General features: G+C 66.2%; 29 protein-coding genes. 10 read left to right on the forward strand and 19 right to left on the reverse strand.

The window, feature by feature from the left end:
* Position 1: 1 nt before the first annotated feature.
* Positions 2–1,180, reverse strand: coding sequence for an efflux RND transporter periplasmic adaptor subunit (locus U1703_RS10775; protein ID WP_332785764.1), 1,179 nt, complete (start codon positions 1,178–1,180; stop codon positions 2–4).
* 210 nt (positions 1,181–1,390) lie between these two features.
* Between U1703_RS10775 and U1703_RS10780 the strand changes: the two genes are divergently transcribed.
* Complete coding sequence (locus U1703_RS10780) at positions 1,391–2,137, forward strand: SIMPL domain-containing protein (RefSeq protein WP_332785680.1); 747 nt, start codon at positions 1,391–1,393, stop codon at positions 2,135–2,137.
* Between the two features lie 165 nt (positions 2,138–2,302).
* Here the strand turns inward: U1703_RS10780 and U1703_RS10785 are convergent, their stop codons facing one another.
* The 3 genes from U1703_RS10785 to U1703_RS10795 all read right to left on the reverse strand — a co-directional run bounded on the left by U1703_RS10785 (position 2,303) and on the right by U1703_RS10795 (position 3,324).
* The gene (locus U1703_RS10785) at positions 2,303–2,560 is read right to left on the reverse strand and encodes a GlsB/YeaQ/YmgE family stress response membrane protein (protein WP_042483991.1); all 258 of its coding nucleotides are present in this window, start codon (positions 2,558–2,560) and stop codon (positions 2,303–2,305) included.
* A gap of 137 nt (positions 2,561–2,697) precedes the next feature.
* Positions 2,698–2,997 (reverse strand): CtrA inhibitor SciP, encoded by a 300-nt coding sequence (sciP, locus tag U1703_RS10790; RefSeq protein WP_261268912.1) that lies wholly within the window; start codon positions 2,995–2,997, stop codon positions 2,698–2,700.
* A 96-nt stretch (positions 2,998–3,093) separates the two neighbouring features.
* Positions 3,094–3,324 (reverse strand): hypothetical protein, encoded by a 231-nt coding sequence (locus U1703_RS10795; protein WP_320451681.1) that lies wholly within the window; start codon positions 3,322–3,324, stop codon positions 3,094–3,096.
* Positions 3,325–3,493: 169 nt separating this feature from the next.
* On the opposite strand from U1703_RS10795, the gene mnmA reads away from it, so the two are divergent.
* The 3 genes from mnmA (at position 3,494) to U1703_RS10810 (ending at position 5,516) form a co-directional block, all read left to right on the forward strand.
* Complete coding sequence (mnmA, locus tag U1703_RS10800) at positions 3,494–4,591, forward strand: tRNA 2-thiouridine(34) synthase MnmA (protein WP_332785765.1); 1,098 nt, start codon at positions 3,494–3,496, stop codon at positions 4,589–4,591.
* A gap of 15 nt (positions 4,592–4,606) precedes the next feature.
* Positions 4,607–4,888, forward strand: a complete 282-nt coding sequence (locus U1703_RS10805; RefSeq protein ID WP_332785681.1) for a UvrB/UvrC motif-containing protein — start codon at positions 4,607–4,609, stop codon at positions 4,886–4,888.
* Positions 4,889–5,009: 121 nt separating this feature from the next.
* Complete coding sequence (locus U1703_RS10810) at positions 5,010–5,516, forward strand: hypothetical protein (protein ID WP_332785682.1); 507 nt, start codon at positions 5,010–5,012, stop codon at positions 5,514–5,516.
* A gap of 41 nt (positions 5,517–5,557) precedes the next feature.
* On the opposite strand, the gene U1703_RS10815 is transcribed toward U1703_RS10810, so the two are convergent.
* The gene (locus tag U1703_RS10815; RefSeq protein ID WP_332785683.1) at positions 5,558–6,271 is read right to left on the reverse strand and encodes a DUF4163 domain-containing protein; all 714 of its coding nucleotides are present in this window, start codon (positions 6,269–6,271) and stop codon (positions 5,558–5,560) included.
* A 106-nt stretch (positions 6,272–6,377) separates the two neighbouring features.
* On the opposite strand from U1703_RS10815, the gene U1703_RS10820 reads away from it, so the two are divergent.
* The 3 genes from U1703_RS10820 to U1703_RS10830 all read left to right on the forward strand — a co-directional run bounded on the left by U1703_RS10820 (position 6,378) and on the right by U1703_RS10830 (position 9,660).
* Complete coding sequence (locus tag U1703_RS10820) at positions 6,378–7,622, forward strand: putative DNA modification/repair radical SAM protein (RefSeq protein WP_332785684.1); 1,245 nt, start codon at positions 6,378–6,380, stop codon at positions 7,620–7,622.
* An 80-nt stretch (positions 7,623–7,702) separates the two neighbouring features.
* A complete protein-coding gene (locus U1703_RS10825; RefSeq protein WP_320451677.1) occupies positions 7,703–8,188 on the forward strand; it encodes a hemerythrin domain-containing protein in 486 nt (161 codons plus the stop codon).
* A gap of 74 nt (positions 8,189–8,262) precedes the next feature.
* Positions 8,263–9,660: a UdgX family uracil-DNA binding protein gene (locus tag U1703_RS10830; protein WP_332785685.1), complete on the forward strand. Its 1,398-nt coding sequence runs from the start codon at positions 8,263–8,265 to the stop codon at positions 9,658–9,660.
* A gap of 131 nt (positions 9,661–9,791) precedes the next feature.
* Here U1703_RS10830 and U1703_RS10835 read toward each other — a convergent pair whose 3' ends face one another.
* The 3 genes from U1703_RS10835 to U1703_RS10845 all read right to left on the reverse strand — a co-directional run bounded on the left by U1703_RS10835 (position 9,792) and on the right by U1703_RS10845 (position 11,147).
* The gene (locus U1703_RS10835) at positions 9,792–9,962 is read right to left on the reverse strand and encodes a metallothionein (RefSeq protein ID WP_320451675.1); all 171 of its coding nucleotides are present in this window, start codon (positions 9,960–9,962) and stop codon (positions 9,792–9,794) included.
* 5 nt (positions 9,963–9,967) lie between these two features.
* Entirely contained in the window at positions 9,968–10,270 is a 303-nt protein-coding gene (locus U1703_RS10840) for an ArsR/SmtB family transcription factor (RefSeq protein ID WP_320451674.1), read from the reverse strand.
* A 79-nt stretch (positions 10,271–10,349) separates the two neighbouring features.
* On the reverse strand, positions 10,350–11,147 hold the full coding sequence (locus tag U1703_RS10845; protein ID WP_332785686.1) for an aldo/keto reductase: 798 nt from the start codon (positions 11,145–11,147) through the stop codon (positions 10,350–10,352).
* Between the two features lie 75 nt (positions 11,148–11,222).
* On the opposite strand from U1703_RS10845, the gene U1703_RS10850 reads away from it, so the two are divergent.
* Entirely contained in the window at positions 11,223–11,858 is a 636-nt protein-coding gene (locus U1703_RS10850) for a DedA family protein (RefSeq protein WP_058715203.1), read from the forward strand.
* Here the strand turns inward: U1703_RS10850 and U1703_RS10855 are convergent.
* Positions 11,813–13,222, reverse strand: a complete 1,410-nt coding sequence (locus U1703_RS10855) for a glycosyltransferase family protein (RefSeq protein ID WP_332785687.1) — start codon at positions 13,220–13,222, stop codon at positions 11,813–11,815. The two genes, U1703_RS10850 and U1703_RS10855, sit on opposite strands and share 46 nt — an antisense overlap.
* 87 nt (positions 13,223–13,309) lie before the next feature.
* Complete coding sequence (locus U1703_RS10860) at positions 13,310–13,780, reverse strand: Lrp/AsnC family transcriptional regulator (RefSeq protein ID WP_332785688.1); 471 nt, start codon at positions 13,778–13,780, stop codon at positions 13,310–13,312.
* Between the two features lie 129 nt (positions 13,781–13,909).
* On the opposite strand from U1703_RS10860, the gene U1703_RS10865 reads away from it, so the two are divergent.
* Positions 13,910–14,974 (forward strand): Glu/Leu/Phe/Val family dehydrogenase, encoded by a 1,065-nt coding sequence (locus U1703_RS10865; RefSeq protein ID WP_332785689.1) that lies wholly within the window; start codon positions 13,910–13,912, stop codon positions 14,972–14,974.
* Positions 14,975–15,502: 528 nt separating this feature from the next.
* On the opposite strand, the gene U1703_RS10870 is transcribed toward U1703_RS10865, so the two are convergent.
* The 6 genes from U1703_RS10870 to U1703_RS10895 form a co-directional block, all read right to left on the reverse strand.
* The gene (locus U1703_RS10870) at positions 15,503–15,979 is read right to left on the reverse strand and encodes a hypothetical protein (RefSeq protein WP_332785690.1); all 477 of its coding nucleotides are present in this window, start codon (positions 15,977–15,979) and stop codon (positions 15,503–15,505) included.
* 23 nt (positions 15,980–16,002) lie between these two features.
* Positions 16,003–16,545, reverse strand: coding sequence for a demethoxyubiquinone hydroxylase family protein (locus U1703_RS10875; protein WP_320451668.1), 543 nt, complete (start codon positions 16,543–16,545; stop codon positions 16,003–16,005).
* A complete protein-coding gene (locus U1703_RS10880; protein WP_332785691.1) occupies positions 16,542–17,036 on the reverse strand; it encodes a disulfide bond formation protein B in 495 nt (164 codons plus the stop codon). Before U1703_RS10880 ends, U1703_RS10875 begins: the two co-directional genes overlap by 4 nt.
* Positions 17,037–17,038: 2 nt before the next feature.
* Positions 17,039–18,403, reverse strand: a complete 1,365-nt coding sequence (locus U1703_RS10885) for a S41 family peptidase (RefSeq protein ID WP_443025795.1) — start codon at positions 18,401–18,403, stop codon at positions 17,039–17,041.
* A gap of 301 nt (positions 18,404–18,704) precedes the next feature.
* On the reverse strand, positions 18,705–20,135 hold the full coding sequence (locus U1703_RS10890) for an IS1182 family transposase (protein ID WP_332785693.1): 1,431 nt from the start codon (positions 20,133–20,135) through the stop codon (positions 18,705–18,707).
* Between the two features lie 525 nt (positions 20,136–20,660).
* Positions 20,661–21,257 (reverse strand): hypothetical protein, encoded by a 597-nt coding sequence (locus tag U1703_RS10895; RefSeq protein ID WP_332785694.1) that lies wholly within the window; start codon positions 21,255–21,257, stop codon positions 20,661–20,663.
* Between the two features lie 86 nt (positions 21,258–21,343).
* On the opposite strand from U1703_RS10895, the gene U1703_RS10900 reads away from it, so the two are divergent.
* A complete protein-coding gene (locus U1703_RS10900; RefSeq protein WP_332785695.1) occupies positions 21,344–22,021 on the forward strand; it encodes a helix-turn-helix transcriptional regulator in 678 nt (225 codons plus the stop codon).
* Between the two features lie 228 nt (positions 22,022–22,249).
* Here U1703_RS10900 and U1703_RS10905 read toward each other — a convergent pair whose 3' ends face one another.
* From U1703_RS10905 to rsfS, 3 genes are read right to left on the reverse strand one after another with little or no spacing between them, the layout of a single operon-like run.
* A complete protein-coding gene (locus U1703_RS10905; protein ID WP_332785696.1) occupies positions 22,250–23,410 on the reverse strand; it encodes a murein hydrolase activator EnvC family protein in 1,161 nt (386 codons plus the stop codon).
* Positions 23,411–23,414: 4 nt separating this feature from the next.
* Positions 23,415–23,837 carry a 23S rRNA (pseudouridine(1915)-N(3))-methyltransferase RlmH gene (locus U1703_RS10910; RefSeq protein ID WP_332785697.1) on the reverse strand — a complete coding sequence of 141 codons (423 nt, stop codon included), beginning with the start codon at positions 23,835–23,837 and terminating at the stop codon, positions 23,415–23,417.
* 17 nt (positions 23,838–23,854) lie between these two features.
* Entirely contained in the window at positions 23,855–24,259 is a 405-nt protein-coding gene (gene rsfS, locus U1703_RS10915; protein WP_320451663.1) for a ribosome silencing factor, read from the reverse strand.
* Positions 24,260–24,266 lie beyond the last annotated feature (7 nt).

The raw sequence follows: 24,266 nt of genomic DNA on the forward strand, positions 1-24,266 counted from the left end.
GTCACTTGGCCTCCTGGCCTGCCACGATCGGGCGGACCTGCTGGCCTGCCGCCAGGAAGCCGCCCGCCGAACGCACCACCCGCTCGGTCCCGGTCAGGCCCGAGGCGATGGTCACGCCGTTGTCCGAAACCTGGCCGATCTTGATGTCGCGGCGTGCGACCTTGTCGTCCGGGCCGACGATATAGACGAAGCTGCCCTTGTCGTCGCTCTGGATCGCCGAGTCCGGCAGGACGGGGGCCTGCGCCCCACCGCCGCGGATCGTCGCCGCCGCAAAGCCGCCCGGACGCAGCGCCGGGTTGTAGGTCAGCGCGATGCGCGCCACGCCCTGGCGCGTCTGCGGATCGATGATCGGCGACACCTGCCACACCTCGCCCTTGAAGCTCTGGTCGCCGCCGACCGGAGTCACGGTGGCGGGCGCGCCGACCGACAGGCCGACCAGATCCGATTCCGCCAGCTGCGCGCGCAGTTCCATCTGCCCGCCCATCGCCATGCGGAACAGCACGCCCGAGCCCGAGCTGACGATCTGGCCCGGCTCGGCGGCGCGGGTCAGGATCAACCCTTCGGCCGGTGCGCGGATATCGAGGCGGCCGTTGCGCGCCTGCGCTTCGCGGAAGGTCGCCTGCGCCGCGCGGACGCGGGCGGCGGCGGCATCGCGGGTCGCGGCGCGACGCTGGAGATCGGCCTTGGAGATAAAGCCGCGATCAACCAGCTGCTGGGCGCGGTCGAGTTCGGCCTGGGCGATCTGCTGGTCCGACTGCGCCACCGACACCTGGGCGTTCAGCGCCGAGGCGGTCTGGGTCTGGACCGAGCGGTCGACGGTCGCCAGCACCTGTCCGGCGCGAACCCACTGGCCCGGCTCGACGAGGACGCGGGTGATCATGCCGCCCTCGCCCGCCACGCCGACCGGCATCTCGCGCCGTGCGGCCAGCGTACCGGTGGCGGAGATCACCCGGCTGACCGTCTGGCGACCGGGCACGACGACGGTGATGTTGGGAATCTGGGTTCCGGCGCCCGCCCCCTGTTCGGCGGCATGCTTCTTGCCGCCGAACATGAGCCAGCCGACCAGCGCCAGCGCGACGACCGCCACGACGATCCAGATCCAGCGCCGACCCCGCCGGGGCGCAGGCCCCTCCAGGCCCAGATGCTGGCCGCCACCAATCGCCCCCGTCTCGTAATTCATGTTCGTCACCGATCCCCGACCCGCATCACCGTTGCGCGAAACAGCGCACAGGATGCGCCCAATCGTCGCTGTGTTATAGAAATATATCACCCTGTTCAAGCATCTTTGCGCGACCGCCCGGTCCAGGTGCCCCCAAGATGATTCCGGCGCGTTCATCACACGTTTTGCCGATAGTTGCCAAAGACTTCGCATCATCAAAGGGAGACGACGATGAACAAGATCCTGCTTGCCGCCGCGCTGGCCCCGGCCGCGCTGCTGCCGGGTGCGGCACTGGCGCAGAGCGTGCCCGCCCCGACCACGGTCGAACCGCTGGTGCCTGCCGCCGGCACCGTCCTCGACATCTCGGCCGAGGGGCGCACCACGCGCACGCCCGATATCGCGACGATCCGCGCCGGGGTGGTCAGCCAGGGCGCGACCGCCGCCGCTGCGCTCTCCGACAATGCCCAGCGGATGGCCCGGGTGCTGGCGGCGGTGAAGCGGGCCGGGGTCGCCGACCGCGACATCCAGACCGCGACCGTCCAGCTACAGCCGCAATATCGTTACGGCGAAAATGTCCCGCCCGTCATCACCGGCTATCAGGCGACCAACACGATCAGCATCCGCTTCCGCGACATCGCGAAGTCGGGCGGGGTGCTGGATGCACTGGTCGCGCAAGGCGCCAACCAGATCGACGGACCCAATCTGTCGATCGACAAGCCCGACGCCGCGCTGGGCGAAGCGCGCGCCGATGCCGTTCAGCGTGCCCGTGCGCGAGCCGAACTCTATGCCAAGGCGGCGGGGATGCGGGTGACGCGGATCGTATCGATCACCGAAAACGGCGCGGATGCCGGCGGCCCCGAGCGCCCGATGATGGTCCGCTCGATGGCGATGCGCGCCGATTCCATGGAAAAGACCAGCATCGCGCCCGGCGAGCGCGACGTGACCGTCAATGTCTCGGTCCGGTTCCTGCTGAACTGACCGACGCCCACCCCCATGGCGCATGGTCATGGGGGTGGTTTTTTCCGGCCCGCCCGCCTGCCCGACCGTGATCGGCAGGATCAGCATGGGCCGTACCGCGCATAGCAAAAGAGCCGCCCGGTTACCCGGACGGCCCTTTTGTCTTCGCTCCGAGCGATGGGGTGCTTAGCGCACCCGACCGCGGCGAACGAGGTTCACGATCGCCAGCAGGACAACAGCGCCCAGCAGCGAAACGAGGAACGAGGTAAGCGTCAGACCGGCATTGTTGATCGAGCCGCCTGCAAAGATCAGACCACCGATGAACGCGCCGACGACACCGACGACGATATTTAAGAAGATGCCCTGCTGAGCATCAGTACGCATGATGATGCTGGCCAGCCAGCCAATGACACCACCGACGATAAGCCACAGGATAATACCCATTGTCTTTCCCTCCGTTGGGCCCGCGAGCGGGACACGGGGGGAAGACGTGCGAATGGCGATTATTGTTCCGTCCCCGTACCGTCGATTCGATGAACCGTTTTGCGCATGTCAACAATGCGATCGTTTTTATTGCATACTCAGTATTTCTGCTGGCGTTCGTAGAGCGAGCGATAATGCTGGATCCGGGTCACGCGCAGGCCCGGCATCCCCGACCGGTCGATCGCCCGCTGCCACCCCGCAAACTCCTCGACCGTCAGGCCATAGCGTTCGCAGACTTCGTCTACCGAGAGCAGCCCGCCATTGACGGCCGCCACCACCTCGGCCTTGCGACGGACGACCCAGCGCGTCGTGCTGGGCGGCGGCAGGCTTTCGAGCGTCAGCGGTTCGCCGAGCGGCCCGATTACCTTGGCAGGGCGGATCTTTTGGTTCTCGATCATCATGCAACCTCACCGGGGCTCCCCACCCCATGTCGTCTGATGGCCCCTTGATATCGCGGGCCCTTGAACATCGCCTAAAATCGAAAGGTTAACGGGTCATTCATTCCTGCTCCACCGTGCGAGGGTCCGTGCCATCGGCCCGTTGAACGCCCCGTCGAGGGGCGAAAACAGGCTGGGATCGGGATCCCGTCGCGCGAATCCGGCCTGGACCGCGGCGGTCCGGCTGGCGGCCTGCCGCGCGGTCGCACCAACCATCAGCACCGCCAGGTCCGGCGGCAAAACCGTCAGTTCGGTATCCCGATCAAACCGGTTGAAGCTGAGGTCCAAAAGCGCGATCCATCCTGACTGGTGAGCCACCCTGATATCCGGCGGATATGAAAGCCGGGTAAAGGCCGTGAAGTAACTGCACTTTTTTCTTAACCATCATGCCGCCGCCGCATGCGTCCTTTTTTGCAAGCGGGGCCTGAAAGGCGTATGGACGCCGACCATGGAGCAGATGGTGGATTTTCAACTCGGGGGCGATCCCCGGGCCAAGCGAATCGTGGTGGCGATGTCGGGCGGGGTCGACAGCTCGGTCGTGGCCGCGCTCGCCCATGCCACGGGGGCCGAGACGATCGGCGTCACCCTGCAACTCTACGACCATGGCGAAGCGGTGGGCCGGGCGGGCGCCTGTTGCGCGGGCCGTGACATTCGCGACGCGCGCGCCGTCTGCGACCGGCTGGGCATCGCACATTATGTCTTCGACCATGAAGACAGTTTCCGGACCCAGGTGGTCGATCGCTTTGCCGACGAGTATCTGGCCGGACGCACGCCGATCCCGTGCGTCCAGTGCAATATGGGCCCGAAATTCACCGACCTGCTGAAGCTGGCGCGCGAACTGGGCGCCGACTGCCTGGCGACCGGTCATTATGTCCGTCGCGCCGAGGGTCTGCATGGGGCGGAGCTGCACCGCGGTGCCGACCCCGCGCGCGACCAGAGCTACTTCCTCTTCGCGACCACGCAGGAGCAGCTGGATTTCCTGCGCTTCCCGCTCGGCGCGCTGCCGAAGTCGCGGGTCCGCGAGATCGCCGCCGAACTGGGCCTGGGGGTCGCCGCCAAACCCGACAGCCAGGACATCTGCTTCGTGCCCGACGGCGACTATGCCGGATTGGTCAAGAAATTGCGTCCGGAAGCGGATACGCGCGGCGACATCGTCGACCTGTCGGGGACCAAGCTGGGCGAGCATCGCGGCCTGATCCACTATACGGTCGGCCAGCGGCGCGGGCTGGAAATCGGCGGCAGCCCCGAGCCGCTCTACGTCGTCCGGCTGGAGCCCGATACCAAGCGCGTCGTCGTCGGCCCGCGCGCCGCACTGGCGGTCGAGGCGGCGCGGCTGACCGCCATGAACATACTCGGCCCGCTCGACGGTCCGCTGTTCGCCAAGGTACGCTCCATGGCCAAGCCGGTGCCGGCGCGCATGATCGGCGAGCGGCTGGTCTTCGACGCGCCCGAATATGGCGTGTCGCCGGGCCAGGCGGCGGTACTGTATGACGGCGACCGGGTGCTCGGCGGCGGCTGGATCGCCGAGACCGAGGCGGCACGCATCGCCGCTTGAGGCGTTTGTCCGGGCATGACCGCCCCGACAATCGAAGACCTTCGTCTCCAGATGGAGGCCGCCGCCGACCGCCTCGACTATGAGGAAGCGCGTCGGTTGCGCGACCGGATTACCCTGCTGCGCGGCGGTGCGGAGGATGATGCGGTCGACACCAGCGGCCTGACCCGCCAGCGCCCCGGCGCGATGGGCCTGGGCACCAGCCAGTCGCGCCCCGAACGCCCCGAAGGCTGGGTGCCGCCCAGGAAGCCCGACCCGATGACGAAGCGGCGCGGACGGCGGCAGGGTGATCCGTCATAGGGGCTTTTGCTGTTCGCCCATGCCCGGCGGCGGCGCACTTAACGATCGACAGCTACCGACCCGCAGTGACAAATGCCGGTGCAATGACACGAGGCAGTCGATGACGCGCGGATGGCTTATATTGGCGCCGTTGATCCTGGCAGGATGCGGAGAACGATCGGTCCCCCTCACGGCCTATCGTCATCCGGCGGATGCCATCGCCAGCCTCGTTCCTCTGCGATTTATACGTCTATATCCCTGTGCCAATCACGAAACGATTAACGGTATCGACGTCTTAGCTGCGATTCCGACCGACGAGTGCTATAAGATGCTCCCCCCTCGTCGCTTCCGGGGAATCTGGCTTAGCGAGTTCGAAGGATCACGGTTTTTCGAGGGTGAAACCAATGCCAACGCCGTAGTCGCCAAACTTCGGGCCGAACGCCGTGACCGAAGGTTCGGTGATGAAGAATGGCTGAGCTGGAAGACGAAACCCAACAGCATCCAACCGCTTGATTCAGAACAGCCGCGTCTAATGCTCCTCGATTTTATCGGACGACGAACGGCCTATCGGGGCGAATATGGGCATATGGGGGCATCAGACAGTGAGATTATTGTCGATAGCCTGATCGCTGCCAAGGCTATCAACTGAGACTTCTGACATGCTCAGTCTTCGGGTATCCCGGTAACTGATTATTCCCGCACGGCAAACGCCCCACGATATTCCGGCTTCACCGCGCCCACGACCGCCCGCGTCACCGGCAACGTCACCTCATAGGCCCCTTCGGCATAGGAACCCGCGACGTACGGATCGGCGATCAAGCCGATCCGGTCGATCGCGCGGCCGTTGGTCGATCCCAGCAGCACGGTCAGGTCCTTGACCGGCGGACAGGCATTCATCGACGATACCTCGCCCTGGTTGCGCCGCCGCTGCTCCGCCTTCAGCCTGCTGCAATAGTCGCCACGGGTCGCGGCCTGGAGCGCAGGAAGCGAGGCGAACACCGCCTTGGGATCCAGCCGCCGTCCGGCCGCCTTGTCCCAAAGCAGCCCGTATGACGCGGGCGAGCCATGCGCCCCGCCGGCAAAATTATAGCTGTCGCCCGACAGGCTGAGGAAGCGCGGCGTATCGGTCACGACCTTCCATGTCTGGTCGAAGGAATAGCGGTTGAAGGGAAAGCCCGCCTTGCGCGCCTCGCGGTGACCGGCGGCGGCGTCGCGCGCGGTCTTGCCCTGGATACGCGCACGTTCGGCGTCGAGCCAGGCCTTCAGCCCGGCGATGCGCGCGGCGGCGGCGGGATAGGCATAGCTGAATTCGTAATCGGCGGTTTTGGCCTTGCTCGTCACGACCTGCGCCATCGCCGGTCCCGCAACGCCGACCAGTGCCATTGCGATCATTGCCTTACGCATCATCCATCCCTCCTCGATCCGCCGCATATGGATCAGACCGGCTTTACGGCCGATGACTGGCGGGGTTCCGCTTGCCCCGTCCACCCTGCGAACATATATCGAACATATGACGCAACTCGATACCCGTGAAAAGCTGGCGATCCTGGCCGATGCCGCCAAATATGATGCCTCGTGCGCGTCGTCGGGCACGACCAAGCGCAACAGTAGCGACGGCAAGGGGATCGGATCGACCGAGGGCATGGGCATCTGTCACGCCTATGCGCCCGATGGCCGGTGTATCTCGCTGCTGAAGATCCTGCTGACCAATGCTTGCATCTTCGACTGCCATTATTGCATCAACCGCAAATCGTCGAACGTGCGCCGCGCGCGCTTTACCGCGCAGGAGGTGGTGAACCTCACCCTCGCCTTCTATCGCCGCAATTATATCGAGGGGCTGTTCCTCTCCTCGGGCATCATCAAGTCCTCCAACTACACGATGGAGCAGATGGTCGAGGTCGCGCGGTCCCTGCGCGAGGATCATGGCTTTCGCGGTTATATTCATCTGAAGACCATTCCCGATGCCGATCCCGAGCTGGTCCGTCTGGCGGGCGTCCATGCCGACCGCGTGTCGATCAATGTCGAGCTGCCCACCGTCGGCGGCCTGCGTCGCCTCGCCCCCGAAAAGGATGCGGACCGGATCGAAGGCGCGATGGCCGATGTGAAGACCGCGATCGAAGACCGACAGGATGCGGCCAAGAAATACAAGTCCGCCCCCGGCTTCGCCCCTGCCGGACAGTCGACCCAGATGATCGTCGGCGCGGATGCCGCGACCGATCGTGATATCGTCGGCCGCGCGGCGACGCTGTACGATCGGTTCCGCTTGCGCCGCGTCTATTATTCGGCGTTCAGCCCGATCCCCGATGCCTCGGCCGTGCTGCCGCTGCAGCGCCCGCCCTTGATGCGCGAGCATCGACTGTACCAGTCGGACTGGCTCATGCGCTTCTACGACTATCGGCCGAACGAGGTCGCCGCGGCGGCGGATGAGGCGACGGGGATGCTGCCACTCGACATCGATCCCAAGCTGGCCTGGGCGCTGAAATTCCGCCAGCATTTCCCGGTCGATGTGAACCGTGCGCCGCGCGAGATGCTGCTGCGCGTGCCGGGACTGGGCGTGAAGGCGGTGGATCGGATCATCGCCACGCGCAAATGGCGCAAGCTGCGGCTGGAGGATGTCGGGCGACTGACCGTGTCGATCACCAAGCTGCGCCCCTTCCTGATCGCCGAGGACTGGCGGCCGGTCGCGCTGTCCGACCAGGTCGATCTGTCACCGCTGGTGAAGCCCAAGGGCAAGCAGCTCGAACTCTTCGCCTGAGCGGCACGGATTCGTGAGAGTGATTCGCGGGTGAAACGGGCATCATGTTGCGCCGTTGGATAGGCGAAGGAGACGCCCCCATGGCCACCGCCGACATCTATGCCGATCTGAAGCGCGATCACGACAAGCAGCGCGACATGCTGAAGGAACTCGCCGAACTGAAGGGCGACGGCGCCAAGCGCAAGAAGCTGTTCGAGGCGTTCCGCATCGAGGTGCAGAGCCACGCCGCCGCCGAGGAGGAATCCCTTTACGCCACCATGCTGGGCGAACCCGAGCTGCGCGACGAGGCGCGCCATTCGGTGTCCGAGCATAAGGAGATCGACGATCTGCTCGGCGAGATGATGGATCTGGATTTCGCATCGGACGAGTGGGAATCGAAATTCTTCCACATGCGCCATCGCTATGAGCATCATATCGATGAGGAAGAGGAAGAGATGTTTCCCGCCGCCGAGAAGGAACTCGACGACGCGACCGAGAAGAAGCTGGCGGAAGTCTACGAGGAGCGCAAGCCGATCGAAGCGAAGGAAGCCAAGGACAACCCGCCCGGCGCAGACGAGCGCGATTGATTCCGAGGGACGTTTTCGAAGCAGCCAGGTGTCCGCTCACTGCCCCCCTCCCCTTCAGGGGAGGGGGCTAGAACATGCGCATCGTAACCCTCCCCGCCCCCGATGATTTCGACGGCTGGCGCGACGCCGCGCGCTTGCTGGTCGCCGATAGCGTGCCGCCCGACCAGGTCGTGTGGCAAGTCGGCGAGCAAAGCGCCGATCTGTTCGGTGCGGTGGCGGAGCAGGCCCCCGCCGCCGAGGCCCCGCGCTTCTCCGTCTCGCGCGGCTTTATCGACCTCGCCCGCAGCGTCATCCTGTCCAACGATCCGGAGCGTTTCGCCCTGCTCCACACCGCGCTCGACCGGCTGCGGCGACAGCCCCGGCTGATCGAGGACCAGGCCGATCCGCTGATCCGCCGCCTCGACCGGCTGGCCAAGGCGGTGCGGCGCGACATCCACAAGATGCGCGCCTTCGTCCGTTTTCGCGAGACCGAGGATGATGACGGCCCGCGCTATGTCGCCTGGTTCGAGCCCGAGCATCATATCGTGCGCGCCAATGCGGCGTTCTTCGTCAATCGCTTCACCACGATGCGCTGGTCGATCCTGACGCCGGAGGTTTCGCTCCACTGGGACGGCAAGACATTGGAGGAAGGCCCCGGCGCAACGAAGACGGACGCGCCGGAGGGCGATCCGACCGAGGCGGTGTGGAAGACCTATTATGCCAGCATCTTCAACCCCGCCCGCCTGAAGATCGGCGCGATGATGAAGGAGATGCCGCGCAAATACTGGAAAAACATGCCGGAAACCGCGTTGGTCTCCGAATTGATCGCAGGCGCGCAGGCGCGGGAGGCAGGCATGATCGACACGGCCAGAGCGGATGCCCGGACCGGACGCGGCGGGAATGCGCAAGCAGCCTGGGCCGCGCTCCGTGACGAAGCGATAGGCTGCACCCGCTGTCCGCTTCATGCCCCCGCCACGCAGACGGTCTTCGGCGAAGGCCCGGTCGATGCCGCGCTGATGTTCGTCGGCGAGCAGCCCGGCGACCAGGAGGATCTGGCGGGCCATCCCTTTGTCGGCCCAGCCGGGCAGGTGTTCGACCGCGCGGTGGCAGAGGCCGGGATCGACCGCGCGACCGCGTATGTCACCAATGCGGTCAAGCACTTCAAATTCGAACCACGCGGCAAGCGCCGCATCCACAGCTCGCCCAATGCCGGGGAGATTCAGGCGTGCCGCTGGTGGGTCGAACAGGAACGCCTGTTGATCCAGCCCAAGGTTACGGTCGCCCTGGGCGCGACGGCGGCGCGCTCGCTGTTCGGCAAGGTCATGACCATCGGCCGGGAGCGGGGCAAGGCCCTGACGCTGCCCGATGGCGGGACCGCGTTCATCACCGTACACCCCAGCTATCTGCTCCGCCTGCCGGATCCGGAGGCGAAGAAGGTGGAATATGCGCGGTTCGTCGAGGATTTGAAGCTGGCGGCGGGGGCGTTGTCGTAGGATCAACCGCCACGCCTTAAATTCCTCCCCTGTCAGGGGAGGAACAGAAGTCCTGCAACGTGAATATCAATCCGGCCGAAACCCCCAATGAATGAGGACCGGATGCGCAAAGCACCCGGTCCTCACATCCATCAGCCGTGGCAGGTGCAACCGGCATGGTCGCAGCCATTGCCGCCTTCATGATGATGCGCGCAGGCATCGCTGCAGAAGCTGCGGCCTTCGGCTTCAATCGCGTTGTTGACGCTGACGATGCAAACGCAGTCGGCGCAGGCACACTTTACTTGATCGACGGTGACGGCCATTCGACTTACTCCTCATCTACGGATTCGGGTTCGAGTACGTGGTCCATCATGTTGGTCAGCATGGTGCGGATATGACAGTCGGGCAGTTCGTAGAATACGTTCCGCCCCTGTCGGCTCTGCTTGAGCAGACGCCCGGCCCGCAGCAGCCGGAGATGCTGCGAAACCAGGCTCTGGCTCACGCCGACTTCCTGCGTCAGTTCGCCGACGGTGCGTGGCCCATCCAGGCATCCCACCACCAGCCTCAACCGATTGGGTTCACCCAACAGGCGAAACACATCGGCCAGCAACGCGCCTTCATCCGGAGTCATGCAAATATCAACATATGAACGCGTTCTAATATGTTCATATGCGACTTTCTGTCAACCGTGATATCGACGCGGTTCTGCATCACATCGTTCGCGGGTCCGGACCGATCCGCCCATCGGCATCGTCCAGCGCATCGATCGCCGCCATGTCTTCGTCGTCCAGCGTCAGCTCGGTTGCGGCGAAATTGTCCACCATGTGCGCCGCGTCCGCTGCCTTGGGGACGACCGACAGGCCGTGTGCCAGATGCCAGGCCAGCACTACCTGCGCGGTCGAGCGGCCATGCTTCTTAGCGATCGAGACGATCTCGGGCGTCTTCAGCAATTCGCCACCCTGCCCCAACGGGCTCCAGCTCTGGGTAACGATGCCCTTGGCCTCGTGATAGGCGCGCGCCTCGCGCTGCTGGAAGCGGGGGTGGAGTTCGATCTGGTTGACGGCAGGCACCACGCCGGTCGCCTCGATGATCCGGTCAAGATGCTCGGGGAGGAAGTTCGACACGCCGATCGACATCGCCTTGCCCGCGTCGCGAAGCGTGATCAGGCTCTGCCAAGCCTCGACATAGGCGTCCTCGGCGGGCACCGGCCAGTGGATCAGGTACAGGTCAACCGCCTCGACGCCCAGCAGCGCCAGGCTTTCGTCCAGCGCCGCCTCGGCATCGCGATGGCGATCGTTCCACAGCTTGGTGGTCAGGAACGCATCGGCGTCACGGAAGCCCTCGCCCACGCCGCGTTCGTTGCCATAGATGGCGGCGGTGTCGACCAGCCTGTATCCGGTGTCGAGCCCACGCCGGACCACCAGCGGAACCTGCGAATCCGGGATTTGATACGTGCCCAGCCCCAGTTGGGGCAGGCGGCGGCCGTCGTTCAGAGTGAGCATCGTCATGCCGTCCCAAACCGACCGCCACCCTGCGCGGTTCCGATTGACCCCCGCCCCCCGATCGCGCAAGTCGCTGGCCCCATGGTCGAACATATTCTTTCCGCACTGGCGAGCTTTGCCATCTGGGTCATTTCGACGGGCGGCTATCTGGGCATCACGCTGCTGATGGCGATCGAAAGCGCGTGCATCCCGCTGCCGTCCGAGATCATCATGCCGTTCGCGGGCTATCTGGTATCCACCGGCCAGTTCAACCTGTACCTCGCCGCGACGGCGGGCGCGCTGGGCTGCAACCTGGGCTCGGTCGTCGCCTATGAGATCGGCAAGCGCGGCGGGCGGCCGGTCGCCGAGCGCTGGGGCAAATACCTCCTGATCGGACCGGGCGAGTTGGACGCGGCGGATCGCTTCTTCGCGCGCTATGGCTCGATCGCGGTGCTGATCGGGCGGTTGTTGCCGGTCATCCGCACCTTCATCGCCTTCCCCGCCGGGGTCGCGCGGATGAAGCTCGTCCCCTTCCACCTCTATACCTTTATCGGCAGCTGGCCCTTCTGCCTGGTGCTGGCCATTGTCGGGCGCGAGCTGGGCGAGAAGTGGGATTCGGACCCGCGCGTGAAAGCCTTCTTCCACCGCGCGGACCTGGCGATCGGCATCGTGCTGGTCGTGCTGATCGGCCTTTATGTCTGGCACCGGGTGCGCGGGCTGAAGCGCGCGCAGGATTGAACCAGCCACAGGGCGAGCGGGATCGCGACCGCCGCCCACAGATACAGGCCAGCCCAGGTCGTCCATCCCCACCATTCGGAGGGGATGGTGCGCAGATCGCCGACCAGGAAGCGCTGCTGCATCACCGCCTGCCACCAGGCCCAGCGGAAGGTCGGTGGCGCGAAGATCTCGGCCGAAGCGATGGTCAGGTTGATCGCGATCGAACCCGCCAGCAGCAGCGCGAGCAGGCACCGCACCCACAGCGCCATCGCCCAGAGCGGGGCCAGCCCCAGCGCCATCACCCCCGCCAGCGGCATCGCATGGCGCGGGCCCGTCGCATTGCCGCCGTCCCAATAGACATAGGCCGCGTTGACCAGCAGCGCGACGATCGCGACCCCGGCGGCGGTCAGCGCCAGCCCCCGCGTCGCCCGTTCCTCCGCCAGCCGCCACAGCCCGATCGGGGCCAGCACGAGCACCGGCGCGACCCAGACGATGCCGCGCGTCGGCCCGAACAGGATCTCGCGCAGCACTGCGATCCGGGGAAAGGTCAGCCCGAAGAGGCCCTGATTCATCCCCTCGAACCCGACCACGCCCGAGTAGCCGATGCGGAACGGCGTGCCGAAGGCGAAGAGGTTATAGGCGAAGAGCGGGATCAGCCCCACCAGCCCCGCCACCGCGAACGGCAGCAGCGCCTTCGGGCTCGCACGGTGCCGCCACAAAGCCCATAGGCCGATCACCGACCCGGCCAGGACCGCCTGATACTCGACCACCACCGCCCAGCCGAGTGCCAATCCCGCCACCGCCAGCCAAGGCCTGCCGCCCCGCGCCACGCCCGCCAACCCGATGACGAACAGCGCCGCGACGCTCGCATGGCCGAGCAGCGTGGTCGCATAGCCCCAGATCGGCGTGCCCAGCGCATAGCCGAGCGCCGCGAACAACCCCGCCCCCGCACGGCTGGTCAGTCGACGTGCCATGTCGAACAACAGGACGGCGGCGATCGCGGTCAGCAACGCCGATCCGGTCGCTGCGGCGACACGGGTGCGCAGCTTCAGATAATCGACGAACCCCGGATCGACCGTGGACAGGACGTGACGCTCGGCCCGGTCGCCGGTGACGAGGTCGGTCATCGCGACGGCGGGCAGCGCCATCAGCGTCATGCCCGGCGCCTTGTCGAGATAGGCGTGCGCCCCGAACTGCGCCTTGTCGATGGTCAGCGGTGCGAGCGGGTCGATGGTCGCGGTGCCGTTCTCGACCATGCGGATCGCGGCGAACAGGCGGGTGGCGTTGTTGGGATTGAACTCCCACGATCCGAACCAAGCGCAGGAGAACCAGACCAGCAGGAACAGCCCCGCCCGAATGCCGCCCAAGCCCTGCCACCGCGTCATCGGACCACTCCATGGTTCGCGTCCGGGCTACCGGGGTGGGCGGTGAGTGGCAATGCCCCAATCCTCCCCGTCACGGAAGGAGCAGAGCTACCCCGCAATCGGCAGCGAGGTGGTCGACTTGATCTCCGACAGCGCCACCGTCGAATTGATTTCCTGCACCCCCGGCAGGTTGGACAGCCGCTCGAAGAACAGCCGCTCATAGGATTCGATATCCGCCGCCACGATGCGCAGCATGAAGTCGACCGAGCCCATCAGGACATGGCATTCCATCACCTCGGGTACCTCGCGGATCGCGGCAGAGAATTCGTCGAGATTGGCCCGGCCATGCGCGTTGAGCTTTACCTGCGCGAAGATTTGCGCCTTCAGGCCGACCTTGGTGCGATCGACCAGCGCGACCCGGCGCTTGATGATGCCGTCCCGCTCCAGCCGGTCGATCCGCCGCCAGCAGGGCGAGGCCGACAGGCCCACCGCTTCGGCGATGGCCGCGGTCGACAGGCTGGCATCCTCTTGCAGCAAGGCGAGGATGCGCCGTTCCCAGATATCGAGGTCGCACGACATTTCATCCTCCATATCGCCAACAGCAGGTCAATCTATCCGCAAAATCATGGATTGCCCAGCCAATGGGATCAGTTTCGCCCCGCACTCTGGGCTATTCCATCGCCAGACGGAATTTCAGGGACAAGACCGATGCTGAGCCAAGCCCAAGACCGACAAAGCCTGCCCCCCGAAGAGGTGGTGACGTTCCACGACGAGGACAGCGGGGCGAGCGGCGTCATCGTGCTGCATTCGACCACGCTCGGCCCGGCAGCGGGCGGGTGCCGCTTGTGGCACTATGCCGATGATCGTGCCGCGACGGTCGATGCCCTGCGCCTGGCCGAGGGCATGGCGTTGAAGAACGCGCTGGCCGACCTGCCCTTTGGCGGCGGCAAGGCCGTGATCCGCGCGCCGCAGCGGCCGTTCGACCGCGCCGCGCTATTCCGCGCCTTCGGCCGCCAAGTGGCCGAGCTGAAGGGCCGTTACGTCACCGCCGAGGATGTCGGGACCAGCGTGGCGGACATGGCGGAGGTCGCCACCCGCACCCGCCATGTCGCGGGGCTGCCCGTCTCGGGCCAGAAGCCGGGCGGCGATCCCTCGCCCTGGACCGCGCTGGGCGTGGTGCAGGCGATGCGCGTCGCGGTCCGCCAGCGATTGGGCGCGGAGCTGTCCGACGTGACGGTCGGCGTGCAGGGGCTGGGCCATGTCGGCTATGCGCTGTGCGAATTGCTGCACGAACAGGGCGCGAAACTGGTCGTCGCCGAACCGCGCAGCGAGGTCGCGGCGCGCGCCGCCGACCGGTTCGGCGCGATGGTCATGAGCAGCCGGGCCTTGCTGTCCGCGCGGGTCGACGTGCTGGCACCGTGCGCGCTGGGTGGCGTGCTGGAGGCCGAGACGGTGGAGCAGTTGCGCGCCAAGGTCGTGTGCGGCGCGGCCAACAACCAGTTGGCCAGCGAGGACGTGGCTGCCCGGCTGGCCGAGCGCGACGTGCTCTATGCGCCGGACTTCCTGGCCAATGCGGGCGGGATCATCAACGTCGCGGGCGAGTATCTCGGCTGGCGCTCCCCGGAGGTTCGGCGGCGGGTGCTGGCGATCGGCAACAAGATGGCGGCGGTTCTCACCCTGGCCGAGCGCAACGGCATCACCCCAGACGAAGCCGCCCGCGCGCTGGCACTGGAACGGATCGCTCAGGTTCCGAGGGTACAGGCGGCGGCTTGAGGGGTGTAGCGGGGCCTGATTCAGGTTCCGCTAGACGTGTGAGGCGGCGGCCAGAATGTGTCTAGGTGTTTGATCCACCTGCCCTGAACTATTGCCCTACCACCCCGGCGAAGGCCGGGGTCCAGTTGCGAAGGATTCAGCGATGAAGCGCACTGGATCATCACAACCGCACCCCCAACTTGACCCCGGCCTCCCGCCGGGATGGTGCTTCAGCTTGGCTGGATCAAACTCTAGGCGCGAGGGTCGGGGCGTACGCTTCGACTTCGCTCAGCGTGAACGGAGGTTGGGATAGTTTGGCGGGGGTCGTGGGACAAATCCGCCTCCACTCTGCCCCCATCCGTTCAGCCTGAGCGTAGTCGAAGGCCAAGGGCCGACATCTGCCGAACCATCGCCTCGAGCCCGTATTTCCACCCCCCTCAGCGTGCCGCGTGGTGGCGCTTACCGCAGCGGGTCTTGCCCATTATCCCTTCCCCGCCGGAGTAAGGCATTATGAAAGACGCCAGGTCCGCCTCACCCCCTCAAAGAGCATCAAGGATTGGGCGGAGCCTCGTCGCGTTTGCGCTGGGCGTTCACCGCGCGGTTTTCGCGCGCGCGCTGGACGAAGCAGCCGGTCGCGCCGCCCGCGCCCACCGCCGAGCAACTGCCGATGCTGTTGACGCCCGTGCCTTCGTTCAGCGTACCCGTCGCGCGCGCCGCCCAGCTTTCATTCTCGGGCGTCACCTCTAGCTCGCGCAGTTCCTTGGGGACACGGAACTGCTCCTCCGCGCCGCGACGGACGCAGACCACGATTTCGTTGCCGTTGTTGTCGGTGGGGCAGCGTTCATTGCCGAACAGGGTCAGCACGCCGTTGATCGGGGCGTTGCGCGACACTTCGCCCGGCGCATCGACCTTCTTGGGCGGCAGCGCGCCGGGGGCGGCGACCTGCTGCGCCAGGACGGGCGTCGCGCCCGTTCCCATGAACGTCATCATGGCCAACAGGCCGGCGGTCCAGGACCGGTTCGTCATCCTCTCTCTCCCGCTTATGCCGTTCAGAGCCGCTTGGCCGCCGCGATCGCGACCTTGCAGCCCGCCCGGATCACCGCATACATCACCGGATAGGCGATCGCCTCTTCCGCGCCCGCGCCGATCGCATGCTCGCGATGCTCCAACTCCTCCGCCTGGAAGTCGGCAATGGCGTCCGACAATTCCGGGTCGCTGTCGCCCAGCTGGTCGCGCTGTTCCTGATAGTGTTTGTCGATCTCGGTCTCGACCGCCGCGGTGCAGGCCATCGCCGCCTTCGGACCGATCGCCGCGGTGATCGCGCCCAGCGCAAAGCCCGCCTTGTCCCAGAAGGGCTGGAACAGCGTCGGGCGGACCCGACGCTCGGCGATCATCCGGTCGAAGAATGCGCGGTGGCGCTCCTCCTGCTCGGCCATATGATGGATCGCGCGCGAGAAAGGATGCCGATCGCCCAGCACCGCGAGTTGCCCCGCATAGATGCGGGTCGCGCCATACTCCCCGGCCTGATCCACCCGGATCATCGCCTTCATCGGTTCGCGCCGGTCGCCCGGCATCCAGCGAAGCTGGCTCATCGCGCCTTCCTCATCAAAAACAGGATCGTCGCAGCCCCGCCAAGCGACAGGATCGCATTGAACCCGGCCAGCGAAATGCCGCCTAGCGTCCATTGCGCCACGTCGCAGCGGATGACCGGCGCCCGCATGATCGCGTTCAGCCGGTCGGTCGCGCTCAACCCGCTCAAATCCACCGTCGAGGTGCAGGCGGTGAAGCCCTGCCACCAGCCATATTCGACACCGGCATGGGCCACACCGATCGCCCCCGACACCGCGATCAACAACGCGGCGAGGATGACAAGCGATCCCCGGATGCTACGCTGAGGCACGAAGAAGGCGAGGAAGGCAGGCACCAGCGCGGCATAATGCGGCCAGCGCTGCCAATGGCACATCTCGCACGGATAGAGCCCGCCGATCAGCTGGCTCCCCCAGGCCCCGGCGAGCAGAGCGGCAGGCAGCGCAAGGGCGATGATGTTCGCCAGCCGTTCGTTGCGGGTGCGCGTGACGGCCATCGTCACTTCACCGGCGGCTTGGTGGCCGCGGCGACCTGGGCCGGGCCGCCCAGCCGGGCGACAGTCTTTAGCGCGTAATAGAGCTGGAAGTCCTCGATCCCCTGCTTCTTCAGCGCCTCGGGCGTCGCGGCGAAGCGTGGATCGGTCTTGGTATCCTCTTCCAGAATCGCATTGTCGGCCTTCACCTCGTTGATCAGGTGGCGGCGCAGATCGGCCTCGCGGAAGACGGGCCGCGTCTTGTAATCGGGGTCGGAAATCTGCGGCACCTTGATGTCCGGCTCGATCCCGCCCTCCTGCACCGAGCGACCGGACGGCGTGTAGTAGCGCGCGGTGGTCAGGCGAAGCGCCGTCTCCGGCCCCAGCGGCAGCAGCGTCTGGACCGATCCCTTGCCGAAGCTGCGCTCACCCATCACCAGCGCGCGGTGATGATCCTGCAGCGCACCCGCGACGATCTCCGACGCCGAGGCGGTGCCCGAGTTGGTAAGCACGATCACCGGCAGGCCGTGCGCATCGTCGCCGGGCTTGGCGTAATAACGCTCGATATCCGACTTCTCGCGGCCCCGCTGCGACACGATCTCGCCATGGTCCAGGAACGCGTCGCTGACCGCGATCGCCTGGGTCAGCAGCCCGCCGCCATTGTCGCGCAGGTCGACGACATAGCCCAGCGGCCGGTGGCCCAACGCCTTGTCGATCGCCATGATCGCCCCGCGCGTGTCGGCACCGGTATTCTCGGAGAAGGTGTTGATGTTGATGTATCCGACATCGCCCTTCACCTCCCACTTGACCGGGCGCTGGACGATGACCTCGCGGGTCAGGGTCAGCTCGATCGGCTTGTCGCGGCCGGGGCGGACCAGGGTCAGCTTGATCTTCGTGCCGGGCTTGCCCCGCATCTGGCCGATCGCCTCGTCCAGCGACTGGCCATAGATCAGCTTGCCGTCGATGTGCGTGATGTAATCGCCCGACTTCACGCCCGCGCGGCCAGCCGGCGTGTCCTCCTGCGGCGCGATGACCTTGATCGCGCCGTCCTCCATCGAGACGGTCAGGCCCAGGCCGCCATAATTGCCTTCGGTCTGGATCTTGAGGTTGTCGAAGTCGAGCGCGTCGACATAGCTGCTATGCGGGTCGAGCGCGGCCAGCATCCCCTGGATCGCGCCCTTGATCAACGTGTCGTCGTCGACCTTGTCGACATAATCGGCCTTGATCCGGTTATAGACGTCGAGGAACCGGTCGAACTGCCGCACGGTCGAGCTGTCCACCGCGGCCATCGCGGAGGTCGTGATCGGCACCATGGCAAGCGCGCCGACGATGGCAGTGGCAGTCAGAAGCGGACGTTTCGGCAGCGGGAGTCGTGAGAACGGACTGGGCATCGAGGGTCCTGGACCAGAAAAGCGAACCGCCTGTGTAGCGGGAAGCCGGACGCAATCAAAGCGCAACCGTGCTGAACGGGGGGTGAGCGAAGGCGGGGGCTATCGGGCATGGCGTTCGATGCGGCATTCCCGAAAGGGAACGCAGACCGTGCGAAAACTGGTCGGCATGGTGCCGACCTGGCGTTCTTTCCGATGGGGCGGTTCAGGAAGCACCGAAATTCGGGTTTACGGCTGTACCGGCGTCGCAGTAGCCCGATGGAGAGCATATCCGGCGCGGTGTCGGCGCAATGGGCGGCGCGGATCAGGCCGTTACCGCCTGCATCATGCCCGGAATGCCGATGAGGGTGATGGCGCGCCTGAGGTTATAGGCGAGCGCGGTCAGGCTGAACTCGCCGCGCACGTTGTGCAGCCCGCGCATGAGAAAGGCCCCCTGGTTCATCCACTGTTTGATCGAGCCGAACGGATGTTCGACCGTTTCCCGGCGGACGTCGAGGATACCGGGCCGGGCGGCGAGCCGCTTCGCCATGCGCTCGAGGGCGGCCTCGTTCTCCCAGCGGTTGATGCGACGCCAGCGACCGCCGGTGCAGCGCGCCTTGATAGTGCAGGCGGCACAGGCGGCGGGGCTGGAATACTGGATCGACACATGGCCGCGCGTCACCGAGCGATAGCGGGTGTCGAGAAGCCGGCCACCGGGGCAATGATAGGCGTCGGCTGCCGGATCATAGGTGAAGCGCTCCTTGGGAAAGCGACCGTTGGCGATGGCGGTGCCACGCTCGGGTCGGGCGACATAGGGCGTGATGCCGTTCGCCTCGCACGCCTCGATGTCCTCGCCCTTGTAGTAGCCCATGTCCGCCACGGCCGCGATGCATTCGACGTCGAGCGCCGCCTTGGCCGCCCCGGCGGTCACCGCCAGCAGGCCCATGTCGGTCGCGGCGTTGGTGACGTGCTGTTCGACGATGAGCTTGTGCTTGGCATCGACCGCCACCTGCGCGTTGTAGCCGACCGTGGTCTTTTGACCCGTGACCATCGCGCGCGCATCGCGGTCGGTCAGCGAGATCTGGCTCTCGCCGCTGGCGGTCAGTTGCTCCAGCATCGCCGCCTGCACCTGCCGCCGCTCACGCACGTGAGCGATCTTGGCGGCCAGTGTCTCGCGGCGACCGGGCCCGTGCCCATCCTCGCCGCGGTCGATGGCGTCAAGTTCGGCCAGATATCCCTCGATCCGCTCGTCGGCCGCGGCCATGTACCTGGCCAGCTTGTCGCGGGAGAAATTGCGCCCCGGATTGTTCACTGCCTTCAGCCGGGTGCCGTCCACCGCCAGCAACTCGCGACCGAACAGGTCGAGCTTGCGACACAGGACGACGAAGGCGCGGAACACCGCCTTGAACGCACCGCGGTTGTCACGACGGAAATCGGCGATGGTCTTGTAGTCCGGCCGAAGCCCGCGCAGCAGCCAGATCAATTCAAGGTTGCGTGTTGCTTCGGCCTCCAGACGCCGGCTCGACCGCACCCGGTTGAGGTAGCCGTACAGGTACAGTTTGAGCATGTCGGCCGGATCATATCCTGGTCGTCCCGTTGCCTTCGGCCGCGAGCGACAGAACCCCGCCTCGCCCAAATCCAGCTCGTCGACGAACGCGTCGACGAACCGCACCGGGCTATCCGCCGCCACATAATCTTCGACCAACGCCGGAAGTAGAACACCCTGGTCGCGCGCGTGACCCTCGATATACGCCATCGACACAGCATACGCCTGTCCCCGACCGGGCGGAACCGCAGACGCGAGTTTTCACACGGTCTGGATCGCGTTTTGGGAATGCCCAGTTGGCAGCGGGAGTAATCCCTATGCCTTCTGAGGACGCAAAAATAAGCGGGATAAAATCAGAACCGCGGCAATGAGACCGACGATCAGCATGACAGTCTCGGGCAACGAATCCGTCCAACCCTTTAAGAGCCAAAAGGCCACAAGAGCACTAATGCCAATCCAAAAGTTCTTCGAAATAACAAGCCTATCCCCACAGTGATTGCAGAAAAACGGCGTTCCAAGGCCCCACTGGGTCTTCATGAATGGAACCGGTTTGCCACATGTGGGGCATGGGGGCGATAAAGAACGCATACCCGCAAACCTATCGATACCTCGAAGGCTTGCAACGGCGTCGTAAACGGAAATGCCGTTTTCCCCACAAATGAACGGGCCGTGAGACGGCCGGAGCATTCCCATGGCAATGGCATTCCGGGAACACCCCGACCTATAGCCGCCGCCTTACACGAGCGTGCCGAATTCCATGCTGATCGGCTCGATCATCGAAAGAAACCGGTCGCAATCCGCATTGCCGGCCCAGGCAGCGCAGATGGCCTCGGCCCCTTCCCGGTCATCGGCAAAGGCGAGATCGACGAAAATGCCATTCTGCAACTTCACCAGGTGCTGACGCCGCCAGCCGGATTGATGGGCCAGATGGCGCGATACCATGGCGTCATAGGCGGCGCGCATCGAGACTTCCTCGACGCCGGACTTCAGTCTGAAGCGGCCAAGCTCGATGCCGTTCCCGGCGACGACCGGCTGCGGGTCGAGCGAGGGCGCGGTATAATGCGCCATGCTCGTGACCGTCGCGACCGATCCGCGAAAATCGGCAAATTCATCGGCATTTCCGACGATTTGCCCGGCCCTGCGCGCGCTATCGAGATCGGTCCACGCGACCAGATCGACGCGCGCATTCGCATCGTCCGCCCCTTGGAAGGGCGTCCAGGCGATGAAGCCCGGTTGGCGAGCCAGCAACGCCCTCGCCTGTTCGCGAACCGCGTCGGCCTCTTCCGCATCCGTGATCCTGTAGGCGACGATCTCATAGCAAATGGCGGTCATGGCGTTCCCCGACGGTGACGTTCGTGAAGCCGCGGGATACACGCCGCCCCTGACAGTTTCCGTCAGGATCCGACGACAGACACCCAATGCGTTCGCTACGCCTCTTTGCGCTCCTCGATCACCTTCGCGGACGGTCCGTGCCGATCGCGGCCGACACGCTGGCGGATCTGCTCGGCGTGTCGGTCCGGACGATCTACCGCGACATGGTGACATTGCAGGCGATGGGCGCGCCGGTGCGCGGTGAACCGGGCGTCGGCTACCAGCTTGAGCGCGGCTATTTCCTCCCGCCGCTGCATCTGGACCCTGACGAAATGGATGCGGTGATGCTGGGGATGCGGTTGATCGCGGCGCGGAGCGATGAACCACTGGCGGCGGCAGCACGGCGCGCATCGGCGAAGTTCGCCGCGTCGATGGAACCCGGCCGGCAAGCGGTCTATGCGAACCTGCCGCTGCGGGCCGTGTCGAAGCAGACGTCGGAGAGCGAGCGCGCCAAGGCGCATCTGAGCCTGTTGCGGGATGCGATACGCCGACGCCTGGTCCTGCGCATCACTTATGCGGATCTTTCGGATAAGGAGAGCGAGCGGACCATCAGACCGCTCGGGCTGCCCCTGTTCGACTCCGCCTGGCTCCTCACCACTTGGTGCGAAGCCCGAAATGCCTTTCGCAATTTTCGAGCCGACCGAATTGGCACCATCAGTAGTACGGGGGCCATTTTCCGGCACGAGAGCGGCAGACGCTTCGAGGACTATCTGAAGACGTTGTGAGGTGGATTACCGGTCTGCACGCCTTGGCCGATCGTGAACCAGCAACAGAAATCGATTCCACGGGCCGGAGGGATAGCGATCGGCTGGTCCCGTTTCCCGATTGCATGCTCCCGAAATCGCTGTTTGCAGATGGAGAAACGGGAAAGATCCCATTGCGTGAACGATCGGATTCCAAGGGGCGTACGGCTTTATCGAATCGACGTTCAGCCAAAACGCCAAAGCTTCCCCTCACCCCAAAATCGCCGCGATATCCATCGGCCGCCCGTCGCGGCGCAATTCCACCGTCACGCGCGGCGCGACGCCGCCACGCCCCTGCCCTGCCCGGCCCAGCACCGCGCCCGCCGCCACGTGCTGGCCGGGTTTGACCGCGATGCCGCCCAGGCCGGTCACCAGGCTGGTCCAGCCCGCGCCATGGTTGACGATGACGATGCCGCCATAGCCGCGAAACGCACCGGCATAGCGCACCTCGCCGCCTGCGGGCGCGACGACGGGAGCGTAGGGGACCGTGGCCAGGGTGATGCCGCGCGCGCGGACACCGGAGTCGGAAATCTCGCCGAAGCCGCCGGCGACCTTGCCCTGCACCGGCAGGCGATAGGTGCCCGTGGCGATGGCCGGGCCGATGACGCCGGGCGCGAGCGGGCGCGGCACGGGGCCCGGCAGCGCGACCAGCTCGCCCGCTATCGCCTGCGCCTCGCCACGCTCGGCCATGCGATCGACGATGTCGCGCGCGGCTTCGCCCAACGCCAGCGCGCGGTTGGACTCGTCCACCGCCACCTGGCCCAGCACCTCGGCACGACCGCGATGGCGCGCCTCCAGCCGGGCCAGCGCCTGGCGTTCGCTCTCCAGCCTGGCGGTGGTCGCCGTCAGCGCACGGGCCGCCACCCCGACCTGATCGCGCAGGCGGCGGGTCGCGGCCAACTCGGTACGGACCGCCGCCGATCGCGCGGCGATGACGGGGGCAACGGTGCCGAAGACCGCGCGGACATGCGCCAGATCGGCGACCGAGCCCGGCTGCGCCACCGCCGCCAGCGGGGGACGCGCCGCCATGCTCTGCATCGCGGCCAGCAGATGCGCGAGCGGCGCCTGCGCCCGGGCGAGCCGCGCCTGTTGCTGCTCCAGCAATCCGGCGACCAAGTCCACCCGCGCGCGCGCCGCCGTCACCTCGGCTTCCGCCGCCGCGACGCGAGCCGCCACGGCGCGTTCCCTGGCCTGGGCGGTGGCGGCGGCGTTACGCTCGGCCCCGGCCTGCCGCTCCAGCGCCTGGGCACGTGCCTGCGCCGCCGCCGCGCCCGCACGGGCATCGGCCAGCCGCCGCTGATCCCCGACGATATCGGTCGCGCCGAGCAGCGCCAGCGCCACCAGCGCCCCTGCGCCTCGGCGAAGCCTCACCCGCCTAGCCCTCGCGGTGATAGGGGTGGTTGGCGAGGATGCTCGTCGCGCGGAACAGCTGTTCGGCCAGCATCGCGCGTGCCATCATGTGCGGCCAGGTGGCCCGGCCATAGGAAATGAGCAGGTCGGCCCGCGCCCGATCGGCATCCTCGAAGCCATCGGCGGCCCCGATCATGAAGCGACACTCCCGCACGCCATCGTCGCGCCAACGCTCCAGCCGACGCGCGAAATCCATCGAGGAGAGATTCTCGCCCTTCTCGTCCATCAGGATCAGGCGCGCCTGTCCCTCCAGCGGGGGGACCTTGCCGCCGGTGTCGGGAAGTTCGGTGACCTTGGTCGGCCAGCCGATACGCTTGATATAGCGGTCGACCAGTTCGGCCTCGGGCGAACGGCCGATCCGCCCGCGCGCGACGATATGCAGCAGCACGGGCGGGCTCTAGAGTATCAGAGGTTGCGGTCGGCGGGACTCGCGGGCGGGGTCGGCGCATCGCCGAACGCCCACATGCGCTCGAGATTGTAGAAGGTGCGGACCTCGGGACGGAACAGGTGGACGATCACGTCATTGGCGTCGATCAGCACCCAGTCGGCGGTCGGCAGACCCTCGATGCGGCAGGACCGGCCGAACTCGGCCTTGATCTTCTCGGCGAGCTTCATCGCCATCGAGGCGACCTGCCGCGTCGAACGACCGCTGGCGATCACCATGAAATCTGCGATCGACGACTTGCCCGCGAGCGGGATCGAGATCGTCTCCACCGCCTGGTCGTCATCCAGCGACGCGAGGATCAGGCGGTGCAGCGCCTCCACCTCGGCGGGATCGGACGGACGCGGCGATTGCGGGGAAGTGGCCAAGTGAGCT

The organism is Sphingomonas flavida, from assembly GCF_036663655.1.
Lineage (GTDB): Bacteria > Pseudomonadota > Alphaproteobacteria > Sphingomonadales > Sphingomonadaceae > Sphingomonas.